Annotated in this window: 14 protein-coding genes; 6 read left to right on the forward strand and 8 right to left on the reverse strand. The window is 65.8% G+C overall.

Annotation, left to right across the window (positions count from 1 at the left end; all coding sequences use genetic code 11):
* Window positions 1-9: 9 nt before the first annotated feature.
* The 5 genes from addB to FJ414_RS04565 all read left to right on the forward strand — a co-directional run bounded on the left by addB (window position 10) and on the right by FJ414_RS04565 (window position 8,283).
* Window positions 10-3,144, forward strand: a complete 3,135-nt coding sequence (addB, locus tag FJ414_RS04545) for a double-strand break repair protein AddB (protein ID WP_140641769.1) — start codon at window positions 10-12, stop codon at window positions 3,142-3,144.
* A complete protein-coding gene (addA, locus tag FJ414_RS04550; RefSeq protein ID WP_140641772.1) occupies window positions 3,141-6,653 on the forward strand; it encodes a double-strand break repair helicase AddA in 3,513 nt (1,170 codons plus the stop codon). Before addB ends, addA begins: the two co-directional genes overlap by 4 nt.
* Window positions 6,654-6,727: 74 nt before the next feature.
* Window positions 6,728-7,051: a thioredoxin gene (trxA, locus tag FJ414_RS04555; protein WP_140641774.1), complete on the forward strand. Its 324-nt coding sequence runs from the start codon at window positions 6,728-6,730 to the stop codon at window positions 7,049-7,051.
* Between the two features lie 131 nt (window positions 7,052-7,182).
* Window positions 7,183-7,464 carry a cupin domain-containing protein gene (locus FJ414_RS04560; RefSeq protein WP_027166948.1) on the forward strand — a complete coding sequence of 94 codons (282 nt, stop codon included), beginning with the start codon at window positions 7,183-7,185 and terminating at the stop codon, window positions 7,462-7,464.
* A gap of 54 nt (window positions 7,465-7,518) precedes the next feature.
* On the forward strand, window positions 7,519-8,283 hold the full coding sequence (locus tag FJ414_RS04565) for a sulfite exporter TauE/SafE family protein (protein ID WP_140641776.1): 765 nt from the start codon (window positions 7,519-7,521) through the stop codon (window positions 8,281-8,283).
* Between the two features lie 34 nt (window positions 8,284-8,317).
* Here the strand turns inward: FJ414_RS04565 and FJ414_RS04570 are convergent, their stop codons facing one another.
* The 6 genes from FJ414_RS04570 to FJ414_RS04595 form a co-directional block, all read right to left on the reverse strand.
* Window positions 8,318-8,737 (reverse strand): VOC family protein, encoded by a 420-nt coding sequence (locus FJ414_RS04570; protein ID WP_140641778.1) that lies wholly within the window; start codon window positions 8,735-8,737, stop codon window positions 8,318-8,320.
* Between the two features lie 51 nt (window positions 8,738-8,788).
* A complete protein-coding gene (locus FJ414_RS04575) occupies window positions 8,789-10,114 on the reverse strand; it encodes a folylpolyglutamate synthase/dihydrofolate synthase family protein (protein WP_140641780.1) in 1,326 nt (441 codons plus the stop codon).
* 136 nt (window positions 10,115-10,250) lie between these two features.
* On the reverse strand, window positions 10,251-11,177 hold the full coding sequence (gene accD / locus FJ414_RS04580; RefSeq protein ID WP_140641782.1) for an acetyl-CoA carboxylase, carboxyltransferase subunit beta: 927 nt from the start codon (window positions 11,175-11,177) through the stop codon (window positions 10,251-10,253).
* 95 nt (window positions 11,178-11,272) lie between these two features.
* The gene (gene trpA, locus FJ414_RS04585; RefSeq protein WP_140641784.1) at window positions 11,273-12,112 is read right to left on the reverse strand and encodes a tryptophan synthase subunit alpha; all 840 of its coding nucleotides are present in this window, start codon (window positions 12,110-12,112) and stop codon (window positions 11,273-11,275) included.
* A 2-nt stretch (window positions 12,113-12,114) separates the two neighbouring features.
* Window positions 12,115-13,335, reverse strand: a complete 1,221-nt coding sequence (trpB, locus tag FJ414_RS04590) for a tryptophan synthase subunit beta (RefSeq protein ID WP_140641786.1) — start codon at window positions 13,333-13,335, stop codon at window positions 12,115-12,117.
* Between the two features lie 27 nt (window positions 13,336-13,362).
* Window positions 13,363-14,022: a phosphoribosylanthranilate isomerase gene (locus FJ414_RS04595; protein WP_140642063.1), complete on the reverse strand. Its 660-nt coding sequence runs from the start codon at window positions 14,020-14,022 to the stop codon at window positions 13,363-13,365.
* Between the two features lie 110 nt (window positions 14,023-14,132).
* Between FJ414_RS04595 and FJ414_RS04600 the strand changes: the two genes are divergently transcribed.
* Window positions 14,133-14,348, forward strand: a complete 216-nt coding sequence (locus FJ414_RS04600; RefSeq protein ID WP_140641788.1) for a hypothetical protein — start codon at window positions 14,133-14,135, stop codon at window positions 14,346-14,348.
* Between the two features lie 268 nt (window positions 14,349-14,616).
* Here FJ414_RS04600 and FJ414_RS04610 read toward each other — a convergent pair whose 3' ends face one another.
* Complete coding sequence (locus FJ414_RS04610) at window positions 14,617-15,375, reverse strand: M48 family metallopeptidase (protein ID WP_140641790.1); 759 nt, start codon at window positions 15,373-15,375, stop codon at window positions 14,617-14,619.
* 120 nt (window positions 15,376-15,495) lie between these two features.
* Complete coding sequence (locus FJ414_RS04615; protein WP_140641792.1) at window positions 15,496-15,975, reverse strand: DUF2852 domain-containing protein; 480 nt, start codon at window positions 15,973-15,975, stop codon at window positions 15,496-15,498.
* Window positions 15,976-16,006 lie beyond the last annotated feature (31 nt).

Below are 16,006 nucleotides of genomic sequence, written 5' to 3' on the forward strand. Positions count from 1 at the left end.
TAATGCGGTATGAGCGGCGCGCGCCGCGTCCTTTCCATCCCGTCCGGAGCGCCGTTCCTGCCGACGCTGGCTGGAGCGTTGCTCGATGGACGCCTGATCCCCGGCTTCCGCTTCGACGGCGATCCGCTGGCGCTCGCCGACGCCACCATCTATGTGCCGACGCGCCGTGCGGCGCGTGCGCTGCGCGGCGCCTTCGTCGACATGCTTGCTGAATCGGGAGGGGGCAGACGCTCGGCCATCCTGCCGACGGTGCGGCCGCTCGGCGAATTCGACGAGGACGAGGCCGCCTTCGACGCCGAGGCGGCGCCGGCCATCGAGCTCGCACCGCCGATCGCCGCGCAGGAGCGGCTGTTGTTGCTGGCGCCGCTGGTGCGCGCCTGGAAGGAAAGCCTCCCGGCGCATGTCAGAGCCCGGTTCAACGAGGAATTCGTCGTGCCGACCTCGGCCGCCGACGCCATCTGGCTGGCGCGCGACCTTGCCCGGCTGATGGACGAGATCGAGACCGAGGGCACGGATTGGGCGAAACTCGCGACGCTGGTCACCGGCAACCTTGCCGGCTGGTGGCAGGTGACGCTCGATTTCCTCGGCATCGTCACCGACAACTGGCCGGCACTGCTCAAGGAGCGCGACCGTTCCAATCCTGCCGCCCATCGCAGCGCGCTGATCCGGCTTGAAGCGGCGCGGCTGAAGCGCAATCCGCCGGCCGGACCGGTGATCGTCGCCGGTTCGACCGGCTCGATTCCCGCCACCGCCGAACTGCTTGGCGTCATCGCCGGCCTGCCCAACGGCGCGGTCGTGCTGCCCGGGCTCGACCGCGAGCTGGACGACGCATCCTTCGCGGCGATCACGGCGCCCGGCGCGCGCCCGGCAACGCTCGGCCACCCGCAATACGGCCTCGCCAAGCTGATCGGCGGCATTGGCATTCCGCGCCGCGACGTCGAGGATATCGTCGCCGCGCCACCGCCGCTTGCGTTGCGCGCCGCCCTTGTCGGCGAGGCGCTGCGGCCGGCCGAAACCACCGAGTACTGGACCGAGACGCGGCCGCGCTTCACGGCGCACGATATCGAACAGGCGCTTGCCGGCGTGACGCTGGTGGAAGCGGCGAACGAACGCGATGAGGCGGCGGCAATCGCCATCGCGTTGAAGCGCGCGGTGGAGATCCCAGGCAAGCGCGCGGCGCTCGTCACCGGCGACCGGGCGCTGGCGCGGCGGGTTTCGGCCGAGCTTCTGCGCTTCGGTGTCGTCGCCGACGATTCCGGCGGTGCGCCGCTCGTCAACACGCCTGCCGCCAGCCTGCTCAGGCTCGCGCTGAGCACCGCTTTCCGGCCCGGCGATCCGGTAAGCCTCCTGTCCTTGCTCAAGCATCCGCTGCTTGGACTCGGTCTCGAACGCCGGAGCGTGCGCAAGGCGGCCGAGCTCGTCGAACTGGTGGCGCTGCGCGGCGGCACGGGGCGCCCCGATGTCGCCTCGCTCGGCGCGCTTTTCGAGACACGACTCGCGGAGCTGAGCGGCGACACCAGGCAGCCTTTCTGGTTTTCGCGCCTGACCGTGCGCGGCATCGAGCAGGCGCAAGAGATGCTTAGCCGACTTACCAAGGCGCTCTCGCCGCTCACCGCGATGCGCGACGAGAAGGACGCCGACATCGCGACGCTGACGCGCGCGAGCGTTGTCGCGCTGGAGGATCTGGGCCGCGCGGCCGATGGCGGTCTGGCGGAACTCTATGCCGGCGACGCCGGCGAAAAACTCGCCGAGCTGTTGCGCGGACTGGTGGCGGCGTCCTCGCCCTTCACCTTCGCCGCTTCGGAATGGCCCGACGTGATGGAAGCGCTAATCGCGCCGGAGACGGTGAAGCCGGCGCAAGGCACCGACCGCAACATCGCCATCTGGGGCGCGCTGGAAGCCCGATTGCAGAACGTCGACACGCTGGTCATCGGCGGACTCAATGAAGGTGTCTGGCCGCGCAAACCCGAGAGCGACCGCTTCATGTCGCGGCTGATGAAGACCGGCATCGACCTCGAACCGCCGGAACGGCGCATTGGCCTAGCCGCGCATGATTTCCAGATGGCGATGGGCGCCCCTGAAGTGGTGCTGACGCGGTCGGCGCGCTCCGGCGACGCGCCGGCGGTGCCGTCGCGCTGGCTGCAGCGCATCCTGACCTTCATCGGCAAGGAGCCGGCGGCAGCACTTCGCGGGCGCGGCGACGCGCTGCTTGCCTGGGCGCGCGCGCTCGATGCCGGCGAGAAGAAGGATTTTGCCTCCCGCCCGCAGCCGAAGCCGCCGCTCAGCATGCGCCCGCAGCATTTCTCGGTCACCGAGATCGAGACGCTGCGCCGCGACCCCTACGCGATCTACGCACGGCGCATGCTCGGCCTGATGCCGCTGGAGCCGCTTATCCGCGATCCGGGCGCCGCCGAACGCGGCACGTTGTTCCACGAAATCCTGCATTTGTTTTCGCGCCGCGTCGAAAACCCTCGGGCACCAAACGCGCTGCAAAGCCTCATCGAAGCGGGTCGTGCCTGCTTTGCCGAGGCAAAGCTTCCGGCGGATATCGAGGCGATCTGGTGGCCGCGCTTCGAAAAGCTCGCCGAAAACATCATCGAATGGGAGCATGGCCGCGCCGATGCGGTGGCGAGGCGCTATGCCGAGGAACGCGCGGAGAAGACAGTGGTCGGCCGCACCGGCGTGACGCTTTCCGGCTATGCCGACCGCGTCGACCTGCTTGCCGGCGGCATGGCCGACATCCTCGACTACAAGACCGGCTCCTCACCCTCGAAAGCGCAGGCGCACACGCTGCTGTCGCCGCAGCTTGCGTTGGAGGGCGCGCTGCTGAGACGCGGCGCCTTCAAGGAACTCGGCATTCGCGAGCCCTCGCAACTCGCCTTCGTGCGGCTGAAACCGAATGGCGAGGTGTTCGAGGAATCGATCCTCGAATACAACCGCAAGCCCCGTACCGCCAACGACCTTTCCGAGGAAGCCTGGGCGCGGCTGGAGAGGCTGCTTTTCCATTATGCAGACCCGACCGCCGGCTATCTGTCGCGCGCCCTGCCATTCCGCGAGGGCGAAGCCGACGGCGACTACGACCATCTGGCGCGTGTGCTCGAATGGTCGGCCGGCGGCGCCAGCGAAGACGAGGCGGACGGATGAAATATCCGATCCCCTCCGATACCGCGGCCAGCCAGGCGCGCGCCTCAGATCCGGCCTATTCCGCCTGGGTGTCGGCAAATGCCGGCTCGGGCAAGACGCATGTGCTGGCGCAGCGCGTCATCCGGCTCCTGCTCAACGGCACCGACCCATCGAAGATCCTGTGCCTCACCTATACGCGGGCCGCCGCCGCCAACATGTCGAACCGCGTGTTCTCGACCCTGTCGGAATGGACGGCGCTGCCCGATGCGGAGCTGGTGGTCAGGATCGCGGCGCTGGACGGCCGCGGCGCCGACCGCGACACGATGCGGCGTGCGCGGCGATTGTTCGCCGAGGCGCTCGAGACGCCGGGCGGGCTGAAGATCCAGACCATCCACGCCTTCTGCGAATCGGTGCTGCACCAGTTCCCGCTCGAAGCCAACATCCCGGCGCGTTTCGAGATGCTCGATCCGCCGATGGAGGCCTCACTGTTCGCCGACGCCCGCCGCGACATGATTTCGGGGGCGGGCGCCGGCATCGAAGGCCTGGCGGAGGCCTTCGCCACCGTGCTGGAACGCGGCGGCGAGTTCGGGCTCGACACGCTGCTTGGCGAAATCGTCGGCAAGCGCGACGAATTGCGCGATTTCATCGCCAAGCTCGGCAGGGATCGGGATTTCCGGCCGTTGTTCGCCGAATTCGGTTTCAGGCCCGGACAGACGGCCGAGGGCATCGCCGCTTCGCTGTGGCCGCTGCCTGGCTTCGCCCCCGGCCAATTTGCCGAATTCGCGCAGGCCGCCGAAACCGCCGACGCGCGGCAGGTGCTGAACAATGTCATCCCCTATGCACGGGGCGCCTTCGGCGAAACCGACCCGATCCGCCGGCTGCGGCTGCTGGCAAAGGCCTTCCTGAAGGCCGACGGCGATCCCTATGAGCCGCCCAAGGTCTTCAAGAAGGCGTTGGTCGACCGGCTGCCGGACTTGGCCGATCGCTATCTGGCCGCGGCCAAGACGATCCTAGAGGTAACCGACCGGCTGGCGCTGTTCCGCATGCTGGAAGGGACAGCGGCGGCGCTCACCGTCGCCGGCTGGCTGATCGCGCGCTACGAGCAGTTGAAGCGCGGGCGGGGTTTTCTCGACTTCAACGATCTGATCACACGCACGGTCGGTCTCTTGTCGCGGCCGGATGCCGGACCATGGGTGCAGTTCAAGCTCGACCAGGGCATCGACCACATCCTGCTCGACGAGGCGCAGGACACCAGCCCCGACCAATGGGAGGTGGTGAAGAAGCTGACGGAAGAATTCTTTGCCGGGCTTGGCCAGCGCGAAGCGGTGCGCCGAACTGTCTTTGCCGTCGGCGACGAGAAGCAGTCGATCTACTCCTTCCAGGGAGCAGCACCCGATTCCTTCGCCGAAAGCCGGCTGTTGTTCGCCGGCCGCGTGCGCGGCGCCGAAGCCGCCTTCGCCAATCTCAAGCTCACCTGGTCATTCCGTTCGAGCGACGATGTGCTTGCCGCGGTCGACCGCGTCTTTGCAGAACCGGGTGTAAGGCGCGGCATCAGCCACGATCCCGATCCGCTGAGCCACAAGGCGATCCGCAACGATGCGCCGGGCTATGTCGAGGTGTGGCCTTCGATCGGCGCCGAAATGGTTGAGGAGCCCGACGATTGGACTTTGCCGGTCAACCATGCCAGCGCGCCGGCCGTGCGCCTGGCCGAGCATGTGGCTACAACCATCCAGACCTGGCTGCGCAGCGGCGAGGTGATCGAAGGCAAGGGCAGGAAACTGACTGCCGGCGACATCCTCGTCCTGGTGCGCAAGCGCGACCGCTTCGTCCATGCGCTGTCGCGCAGCCTGAAGAACCGGCAAATCCCGGTTGCCGGCGCCGATCGGCTGAGCCTGCCCGGCCATATAGCCGTTCAGGACCTGATCGCGCTCGGACATTTCCTGATCCAGCCGGAAGACGATCTTTCCTTGGCCGCGGTGCTGCGCAGTCCGATCTTCGAGGTCTCTGAGGAGACGTTGCTGGCACTCGCTGGCTCGAGGCCGAAAGGCCAGTCGCTGATCGCTTCGCTGCGGCACCATGCGGCGGAAGATGTCGCGCTCACCGCTGTCGTTAGCCGGCTCGACGCCTGGGCGAGCGAAGTGGCGTTCAAGCCGGTGTTCGAATTCTATGCCGCGGTGCTGGCGCGTGACGGCCTGCGCCGCAAGATGACGGCGCGGCTGGGGCCCGAAGCCGGCGACATCCTGGACGAATTCCTGAGTTTCTGCCTGGCCGAGGAACGCACTGGCCTGCCGGGGCTGGAGTCCTTCCTGTCGACGCTGGAAAATGCCGGTCCCGAGATCAAGCGCGAGATGGACCAGACGCGCGACGAGGTCCGCGTCATGACCGTGCACGCCGCCAAGGGCCTGGAGGCGCCGGTGGTTTTCCTGGTCGACGGCGGCTCGGCGCCGTTCAGCGACCAGCATCTGCCGCGGCTGATGCCGTTCGAGGGCTCGGGCGCGCACTGGAAGGGCAAGGGCTATCTGTGGCGCTCGGCCAGCGATGTCGCCAATGGCGTCTCAAAGGCGGCTTCGATCCGGGCGCGCGAACTGGCGGACGACGAATACCGACGGCTGCTCTATGTCGGCATGACGCGCGCCGAGGACCGGCTGATCGTCTGCGGCTATCACGGCAAGCGTCAGCCCAGCCCCGGCACGTGGCATTCGATCGTCAGCCGCGCGCTGCTTGGTGCGCCGGAAAGCGAGGAGCGCCGGCATCCGGCAACGAACGATGTGGCCGTGCACCGCTTCCACATGACCAAATTGCCGCCGGTGGCGCTGACCGGCGTCGACAAGGCGGGGTTGTTCGAGCATACCGCGCCATTGCCGGACGGCCTGTTCCGGCCGCTGCCGCCCTATGAGGAGCTGCCGCGGCCGCTTTCGCCTTCCGGCGCCTCGGCGCTGATCGACGAGGCGAAAGATGCCGCGCCCGACACACGCTCGCCGGTGCTCGATGCCGCCGCCGAGCCCGGCTTTGCGGTGATGCGCGGCCTGGCCCTGCACAAACTGCTGCAGATGCTGCCCAGGATCGCCGAAGATGAAAGGCGCGGCGCGGCGGAGCGCTATCTGGCACGCGCCAGTGTCGATTGGCCGGAAAGCGAGCGCGACCGGGCGCTGGACGCGGTGCTGTCGATCCTGTCCGACGACCGCTTCGGCACGCTGTTCTCGTCGTCCTCGCGCGCCGAGGTCGCCGTCATGGGCAGCCTTGAGGTGAAGGGCAGGCTGCGCTCGATCTCCGGCAAGATCGACCGGCTGGCGGTCACGCCCGAAAAGGTGTCGATCATCGACTACAAGACCAACCGACCGGCGCCTGGGAACCTGGCGGAGGTGCCGCCGGCCTATGTGCTGCAGCTTGCGCTCTACCGCGCTCTGCTCCAACCGCTCTATCCGGGCCGCGAGGTGACGGCGGCGCTGCTGTTCACCGAGGCGCCGCGACTGATCGAGCTGCCCGCCCCCGCCATGGATGACGCCCTTGCCCGACTCACGGCAGCGTGACACAAGAACTGCTTGAACATCGCCGCCACAACCACCACATTTGGTGCAACCCGAGTTTTCGAAAGGATTTCAGCATGGCCACCGTCAAGGTCGACAAGGGCAATTTCCAGGCCGATGTGCTCAACGCCAAGGAGCCGGTCGTGGTGGATTTCTGGGCGGAATGGTGTGGCCCCTGCAAGATGATCGCCCCGGCGCTGGAAGACATCGCCAAGGAGCTCGGCGCGAAGATCAAGGTCGCCAAGCTCAACATCGATGAGAATCCCGAGCTAGCCGCGCAGTACGGCGTGCGCTCGATCCCGACGCTGATGATCTTCAAGGGTGGCGAAGTGGCCGACATGAAGGTGGGCGCCGCGCCGAAGACCGCGCTGTCGCACTGGATCAACGGCAGCCTCGCCTGAGCCAATCCGAAAAGTTCAAGAACAAGCCCGGCCGATCGCGCCGGGCTTTTTCTTTGGCGTCATGGCTCGGCGCGCTCTGGCCCTCGCACGCGAGCACGTCATACTCTCTGCTTCAGAAAAAGGAGAGCGCCATGACCGGAACAGCCAAGGCCACAGTGCACGTCGACAACGAGCGCGTCATCGTCACCGAATACCGCTTCGCGCCCGGCGCCAACACCGGCTGGCACCGCCATGGCCACGATTATGTCGTCGTGCCGCTGATGGACGGCAAGGTGAAGCTGGTGACCAAGGACGGCGAGTCCTTTGCCGAGATGAAGCAAGGCGCGCCCTATTTCCGGCGGGAAGGCGTCGAGCACGACGTCATCAACGCCAATGACGGCGAGTATGCTTTCATCGAGATCGAGCTGAAGTAGGCCGGCCGTGGTTGCCGGCTTGCACGGTTCCATTTCGGCCCCGTGCGGGATGTCGTGACTGTAGCATCTCTCCTCGCCTTTGCCGGTTTTGCGGCGGTGGCCGCATATGTCCAGACCCTGACAGGCTTCGCCTTCGGCCTGGTGATGATGGGCGCGATTACGCTTGTCGGCTTGCTGCCGCTGCCCGACGCAGCCGCAATGGTCGGCATGCTGACCCTGGTCAACGCCACGCAGATGCTGATCCAGGGCGGCTGGCGCGAGATTGCGCGCCGGGAGCTGCGGCTTATCCTGGTAGCAAGCCTGCCTTCGCTGCTCTTGGGGTATGCCCTGTTGGAATGGCTGGCGGACACGCGGGCCGACCTGCTGAAAATCGGACTCGGCCTGGTCATCATGGTGTCCAGCCTGCAACTGGCCATCAGGCCCGCCGGCTTGGCAAAACGGTCGTCGGATGCGAGTTTCGTCGGCTTCGGTGTCGTTTCGGGCCTGATGAGTGGGCTGTTTGCGACCGGCGGCCCACCGCTCGTTTATCATCTCTTTCGCCAGCCAATGGCGCACATACGTGTCCGTGAAACGCTCGTCACCGCCTTCGGTGCCGCGCAGGTGGTCCGGCTCATCCTGGTGATGGCAAGCGGCAACCTCCCGACCATGTCGCCTGTCGCGCTCGTCCTCGCCATACCGGCCGTAATGCTGATGACCTATGCCGCGCGCCGCTGGCCACCGTCATTGTCGCAAGGGACGATGCGAAAGATCGTCTTTGTTCTGCTTTTCCTGTCAGGGCTCTCGCTGGCGCTGCCCGCCGCGATGCATCTTGCCGTCTAAGTTCAATTGCTCACGCCGGCGATGCATAGCTCCATCACCAGTCGGCGATGCGGTCGCCGCCGGCGAATTGCGCGCTCTTGGCGGTGTATTCGAACAGCTCGATCTTCACGCCGTTGGGATCGGCGATCCAGGCCTGGAACGTGTCGTCGCAGGCAAGCTTCTTTGGCGTCACCGCGACGCCTTTCGACCGGATGTGAACGATCGCCGCATCGATGTCTTCCACCTCAAGGCAGAAGTGGTTGATCTGGTTTGCGTCGCTGTAGCTGGCTTCACTTTTCTCGAACACCTCGACGTGGCTGCGGCCACTGCAATCGAGGTAGAAGCCGAAGATCTTGCCGTCACGCAGGAAATTGAACCGCGTGTCCATGCCGAGCACGTCACGATAGAAGCGGCGCGTCTCCTCCAAGTCATGCGCGAAGATGCAGACATGGGCAAGCTGCTTCACCTTGATCATGGCCGGTTCCTTTCGACCCCCGCCGAAATCCAATGCGCCATGCCGATCGCTTCAGGTCGGCGGCGTGCCGTTCTCGGCCAGCACGGCGCCGGCGAAATAGAGCGAGCCGCCGATCAGGATGCGCGGCGCCGGGCCGTCCCAACTGTCACGCAACAGCATCAGCGCGCTGGCGACGGAGCTGACCGGCTCGGCCGACAGCCCGGCCTCTTCGGCACGCAGGGCCAGCTCGTCATTCGGCACGCCGGCGTCGCTGTTGTTCACCGGCACGGTATAGACATGGCGGGCCAGCCCCTTGAAGGCGCTGAAATAGCCCGTCTGGTCCTTGGTGTTGATCATGCCGGAGATCAGGACCAGCGGCCTCGGGTTCTTTTCCTCCTGCTCGGCCAGCGCCTCGGCGATGACGATGCCGGCGCCTGGATTGTGGCCGCCGTCCAGCCAGATCTCGGCGCCCTTCGGCGCCAGGTCGACGAGCTTGCCCTGCGTCAGCTTCTGCATGCGTGCCGGCCAGGCGACTTGGGTCATCGCCCGCTCGGCGGCGCGGTGGCCGATCTCGAAGCCGGCCGCCTTGACGGCGGCGATCGCCGCGGCGGCGTTGGCGTATTGATGGCGCCCCGGCAGGCGCGGCGAGGGCAGGTCCATCAGCCCGTCCCCGTCCTGATAGACCATACGGCCATTCTCCTCGAAAGCGAGGAAATCCTGGCCATAGACCACGGTCGGGCAATCCAGCCGCTCGGCCGTCTCGATCAGCACCTGAAGCGCGGTGTCGCTTTCCTGGGCGCCGATCACCACCGGGCAGCCGTGCTTCATGATGCCGGCCTTTTCGGCGGCGATCAGCTCGACGCGGTCGCCGAGATAGGCCTCGTGGTCCATCGAGATCGGCATGATCACCGAAACCGCCGGCCGCTTGATGACATTGGTGGCGTCGAAGCGGCCGCCGAGGCCGACCTCGATGATCGCCGCCTCCGCCGGGTGCTCCGAAAACAGGATGAAGGTGACGGCGGTGAGGATCTCGAAGACGGTGATCTTCTGGCCGCCATTGGCCTCGGCGACACGCGCGATGGCCTCGGCGAAGATATCGTCATCGACGAGCTTGCCGCCGCCTTCGTCCGCCAGCCGGTAGCGTTCGTGCCAGTTCACCAGATGCGGCGAGGTGTGGACGTGAACGAGATGGCCGGCCGCCTCCAGCAGCGCGCGCGAGAAGGCGGCGCAGGAGCCCTTGCCGTTGGTGCCGGCGATGTGGATGACCGGCGGCAGCCGGTCCTGCGGATTGCCGAGGCGCTCGAGAAGCCGCGTGACACGGTCCAGCGAAAGGTCGAAGCCTTTCGGATGCAGCGTCATCAGATGTTCGATTTCGCGTTCGGCGGAAAGCGTTGTCATGATGGATCCTAGCGCACGGTCCCGAAACCGGGAATCGGTTTCAGAACGGCCATGCGCAAATCAGAGGCTACAGCACGCAACGGGCGGCGCAAATCGCGGTTCGCGGCGAGCGATGTCGCGTCAGGCCGATATCGCGTCAGGCTTGCGGCCGCGCCTCGGCATTGACTACCGCCGGCGGCAGGATCTCCGGCGCCAGCGGCTTCTCGGCCTCCGGCATCTTGAGCAGCATCTTCAACAGCCGGGAAATGGTCTGGCGCATCTCGAGGCGCGAGACGACCATGTCGACCATGCCGTGCTCCATCAGATATTCGGCGCGCTGAAAACCATCGGGCAGCTTTTCGCGGATGGTCTGCTCGATGACGCGCGGACCGGCAAAGCCGATCAGCGCGCCCGGTTCGGCGATCTGGACGTCGCCCAGCATGGCGTAGGAGGCGGTGACGCCGCCGGTGGTCGGGTTGGTCAGCACGACGATATAGGGCAGGCCGGCTTCCTTCAGCCGGTCGACGCCGACCGTTGTACGCGGCAATTGCATGAGCGACAGGATGCCTTCCTGCATGCGGGCGCCGCCGGAGGCGGCGAACAGGATCAGCGGCCGTTTGCGCTGCAGCGCGACCTCGAAGGCATGCACGATGGCTTCGCCGGCGGCCATGCCAAGCGAGCCGCCCATGAAGGCGAAATCCTGCACGGTGACGATGACCGGCAGGCCGTCGATGGTGCCGGCGCCGTTGAGGATCGCGTCTTCGAGGCTGGTCTTGGCCTTCGCCTCCTTCAGGCGATCGGTGTAGCGCTTCTCGTCGCGGAACTTCAGCGGATCGAGGACGACCTTGGGGTTTTCCAGCACCTCGTATTTGCCGTCGTCGAAGAAGTATTTCAGCCGCTCCTTGGCCGAGATCTTCATGTGGTGGCCGGAAGCCGGGATGACGAACTGGTTGGATTCGAGATCCTTGTGGAAGATCATCTCGCCGGTCTCGGGATCCTTGATCCAGAGGTTTTCCGGCATGTCAGTACGCCGGCCGAGCATCGAATTGATCTTCGGGCGGACGTAATTGGTGATCCAGTTCATGGCTTCGGCTCCTGTCCTGGAAAGGACTTCAAGCTATCCCAGGAAAAGTCTGTGGCGGTTTTCCGGCTGGAATTGCTCAAGAACAAATAGTCAGGCTATTCGGCGGCGGCAAGGCGGGCCGAACGGACGCCCTGGGCAAGACCGCTGACCAAAGTGGCGACGGCCTCGGCCGGATCGGCGGTCTTCTCGCCCTTCGGTCCAAGCACATTGGCTATCGCGTTGACGATCGCCGTACCGACGACGACGCCATCGGCCGAGGCGCCTATGACACGCGCCTGCTCGGCGGTCTTGACGCCGAAGCCGACGCAGACCGGCAGCGCCGTATGGCCCTTGATGCGGGTGACAGCCGCCGAGACCTTGGCGGTGTCGGCCAAGGCCGAGCCCGTGATGCCCGTCATCGAGACGTAATAGACGAAGCCGGAAGTGTTTTCCAAAACCTTGGGCAGGCGCTTGTCGTCGGTGGTCGGCGTCGCCAGGCGGATGAAGTTGACGCCGGCTTTCAGCGCCGGAATGCAAAGCTCCTCATCCATCTCCGGCGGCAGGTCGACGACGATCAGGCCGTCGATGCCGCTCGCCTTGGCATCCGCGAGGAAGCGGTCGACGCCATAGATGTAGATCGGATTGTAGTAGCCCATCAGCACGATCGGCGTCTCGTCGTCGCCGGCGCGGAACTCGGACGCCAGCTTCAGCGTCTTGGCCAGCGTCTGGCCGCCCTTCAGCGCTCGAAGACCCGCCGCCTGGATCGCCGGGCCATCGGCCATCGGATCGGAGAAGGGCATGCCCAGCTCGATGACGTCGCTGCCGGCGCCCGGCAGCGCCTTCATGATGGCCAAGGCGGTATCGTAGTCCGGATCGCCGCCCATGAAATAGGTGACCAAAGCCGGGCGGCCTTCGGCTTTGAGCTTGGCCATGCGGCGGTCGATGCGGGTGGTCATTGTCAGATCTCCATGCCCAGCATGTTCGCCACCGTGTGCACGTCCTTGTCGCCGCGGCCGGACAGATTGACGATGACGATCTGGTCCTTGTCCATCTTGGGCACGATCTTCATCGCGTGGGCGATGGCATGCGCCGATTCCAGCGCCGGGATGATGCCTTCGACCCGGGTGGTGAGCTGGAAGGCTTCCAGCGCCTCGTCGTCGAGGATCGGCTCATACTGGACGCGGCCGGAATCGCGCAGCCAGGAATGCTCGGGGCCGACGCCCGGATAGTCGAGGCCGGCCGAGATCGAGTGGCCGTCGAGGATCTGGCCGTCCGAGTTCTGCAACAGATAGGTGCGGTTGCCATGCAGCACGCCTGGCTTGCCGGCATTCATCGAGGCGCAATGCTCGATGCCGTCGAGACCGCGCCCGCCGGCTTCGATGCCGATGATGCGCACATCCTTGTCGTCGAGGAAGGGGTGGAACAGGCCGATGGCGTTGGAGCCGCCGCCGACGGCGGCGATGATGACATCAGGCAGCCGGCCTTCCTGCTCCAGCATCTGGGCGCGGGCTTCCGTGCCGATCACCGACTGGAAGTCGCGCACCAGCTCCGGATAGGGATGCGGGCCGGCGGCGGTGCCGATCAGGTAATAGGTGTCCTCGACATTGGTGACCCAGTCGCGCAGCGCCTCGTTCATGGCATCCTTCAGCGTGCCGTGGCCGGCGGTGACCGGCCGCACCTCGGCGCCGAGCAGCTTCATGCGGAAGACGTTGGGGCTCTGGCGGGCGACGTCGGTGGCGCCCATGTAGACGACGCACGGATAGCCGAAGCGCGCGGCGACGGTTGCCGAAGCCACGCCGTGCTGGCCCGCACCCGTCTCGGCGATGATGCGTTTCTTACCCATGCGCTTGGCGAGCAGGATCTGGCCGAGGCAATTGTTGATCTTGTGCGAGCCGGTGTGGTTGAGGTCCTCGCGCTTGAAATAGACCTTGGCGCCGCCGAGATGCTTCGTCAGCCCTTCGGCGAAATAGAGCTTTGATGGCCGCCCGGCATAATGGGTCGACAGGTTCTGCAATTCGGCCTTGAACTCTGGATCGTTCTTGACCTCGTTCCAGTTCCTTTCCAGATCGAGGATCAGCGGCATCAGCGTTTCGGCGACGAAACGACCGCCGAAAATGCCGAACATGCCCTGCTCGTCGGGGCCGGTGCGGAAGGAATTGGGCATTGCCGGCTTGTTCATCGCCGATCTCCTAGTGTGAATTGTGCTTCAGGCGGCGCGGTCGTCGCGCGCGGCCCTGACGGCCCGGAAAAACTGCTCGATCAGCGCCGGATCCTTGACGCCCGGAGCACTTTCCACACCGGACGAAACGTCTATTCCGGGCGGATTGGCCTGTCTCAGGGCATCGCCGACATTGGCGGCGTTTAGCCCACCGGAAAGCATGTAATCGAGCCCGGCGTCAAGGCCGGCAAGGACGCGCCAGTCGAAGGCGACGCCGTTGCCGCCCGGAAGCTGCGATCCCTTCGGCGGCTTGGCGTCGAACATGAGACGATCGGCAATCCCGACGAACGGCTTTATCCGCTCGAGGTCGGCTGCCTCGCTGACGGAAAACACCTTCATGACCGGCAGGCCATAGCGGGCCTTGAGCTCCGCCACGCGCTCGGATGTCTCCGAACCATGCAGCTGCAGCATGTCCGGCTGCATCTTGGCGACGATCTCGTCGAGGAAGGCATCGTCGGCATCGACGGTGACGGCGACCGCCTTGGCCTTGCCGCGCGCCGCTTCGCGCAGGCGCCCGGCCTCGGCGGGCTCGACATAGCGCGGGCTCTTGGCGAAGAAAATAAAGCCGACATGGCTGGCGCCGCCGGCAAGCGCGGCGGTCATCGCGGCGTCGGTCTTCAATCCGCAGATCTTGATGTCGAGCGTCATGGCGCGGGATTGGCACGAAACGGCCAAAGAGTCGAGAAAAAGCATGCTGTTGCCGGTTCTGCGGAAAACACTACGTTGATATAGGAACCACAGGCGGGAGAACGATAAGCATGGCCGACCGGACCGTCGCCGAACTCAAGCAGAAGATCGCGCAGGCGCGCGAGGTGATCGCGCATCTGATGGACAAGGCCGCCTATAACGGCGCCGAGGCGCACCGGGCGCTGGAGTATTTCAGCGGCGACGCGTTCGATCGGAATTTCCTGCCCTGGCCGCATTCCGAGGAAGGACTGCGGCCGGAGGAGCTGAATGCGGCAAATGACGATTGAGCGATCAACGCCGGCGTGGGTATAAGCGCAAAATAGCAGGAGGTCGGCGGGACAGCGCCCCCCTCAGTCCTGCCGGACATCTCCCCCACAAGGGGGGAGATCAGACGTCACGCCGGCTTTCGCCAATCACCAGCGCGGCAGGAAGAGCGGGGCGCCGAAGCTGCCAATCTCCCTCCTTGTGGGGGAGATGCCCGGCAGGGCAGAGGGGGGCGCGAAGGAACTCAGCGTCTAGATGTTGCGCGCGCATCCGCGCGCAACATCAGAGTAGCTACTCAAAAACAATCGCCTGCAACGCCCCACCATTCCGCTTCAGCCAATCCTTGCAGCGATCGGTGTCGGGGCAGAGTTTTTCGCACAGTTTCCAGAATTTCGGGCCGTGGTTCATCTCTTTCAGATGCGCCACCTCATGCGCCACCAGGTAGTTTATCACCGCCGGCGGCGCCATCATGATGCGCCACGAGAAGGAGAGATTGCCCTCCGAGGTGCATGACCCCCAGCGGCTGGAGGTATCCTTATACCTTATCGCCTTGGCGCGCTTGCCGATCGCCTCGGTGTGCTTCACCACCAGCTTCTCGATCTCCTTCTTGGCTTCGCGCTTGAGGTAATCGGCGATGCGGCGCGGCAGGTGGATGCGCTCGCCATGGACGATCAGGAGCGGGCCGCGCTCGTCGCGCGCGACGGTGACGGTGCCGCGCCTCGAAGACTCATGCACGATACGGTGCGGCACGCCGCGGATCGGGATCCTGATGCCCGGGCGCACCTGCGGCCTCGTCGGCACCTTGGCCAGCCGCTGTTCCAGCCAGTCCTGGTGGCGGTCGAGGAATTTCTCCACCTCGCCCCGGCGCAGGCCCGGCGGCACGGTGACGCGCAGGCCCTGGCCGCCCGAATCGATGCGCAGCGTGAGCCGCCGGGCCCTGGCGCTTTCGACGATTTTCAGCGGCAGCGTGCGGCCGGCGACGCAATGTTCGCGCTCCACGACGGGCGTGGGCTTTGGCTTGGTCAGATTGCGAAAGAAGCCGAGGGTCATGGCTGGACGATACGCGATTCGAAAAAAACGGCCAGTGGAGGGAAGGCACATGGAGAACAAAAAAGAAACGGCGCCGCTCGCGCGACGCCGTTTTATCAGCCTAAGACCTGTCGCCGGATCTTAGTCGTCGAGCAGGGTCGTGCCCTTGCCGCGCTTGGGAGCGGTCTTGTCGGTCGAGCCGGTGGGGGTCGGCGCGGTCGACTTGTTGCGGTTCGCCATGAAGCGGTCGAACTCGTCCTGGTCCTTGGCGCGGCGCAGTTCGCGGGCGTAGTCGTCGAACTCGGTCAGCATCTCGTCGAGCTTGCGGCGCTCCTCGGCGAGGCGCTCGAGTTCCTTCTCGCGCCAGTCGTCGAAGGCGACGTTGCCGGTGCGGGCCGAGCCGTGGCCCCAGCGGGCCGCCTTGTCGGAACCGCGGCGGCAGCCGGCGAAGATGCCGTCCGTGGCGCGGTTGACGTCGCGCTTGAAGCCTTCCAACCGATCGCCCCAGATGATGTAGGCGAGCATGGCGAAGCCGAGCGGCCAGAACACCATGAAGCCGATGACCATCAGCGCGATGGTGGCCGGCGTCCAGGCCGGACGGATCAATGCACTTGTGTTCATTTTCTCCCAATCCTTCCATTGGAGACAGCCA

It is taken from the genome of Mesorhizobium sp. B3-1-6 (assembly GCF_006439555.1).
In the GTDB taxonomy this organism is placed as follows: domain Bacteria; phylum Pseudomonadota; class Alphaproteobacteria; order Rhizobiales; family Rhizobiaceae; genus Mesorhizobium.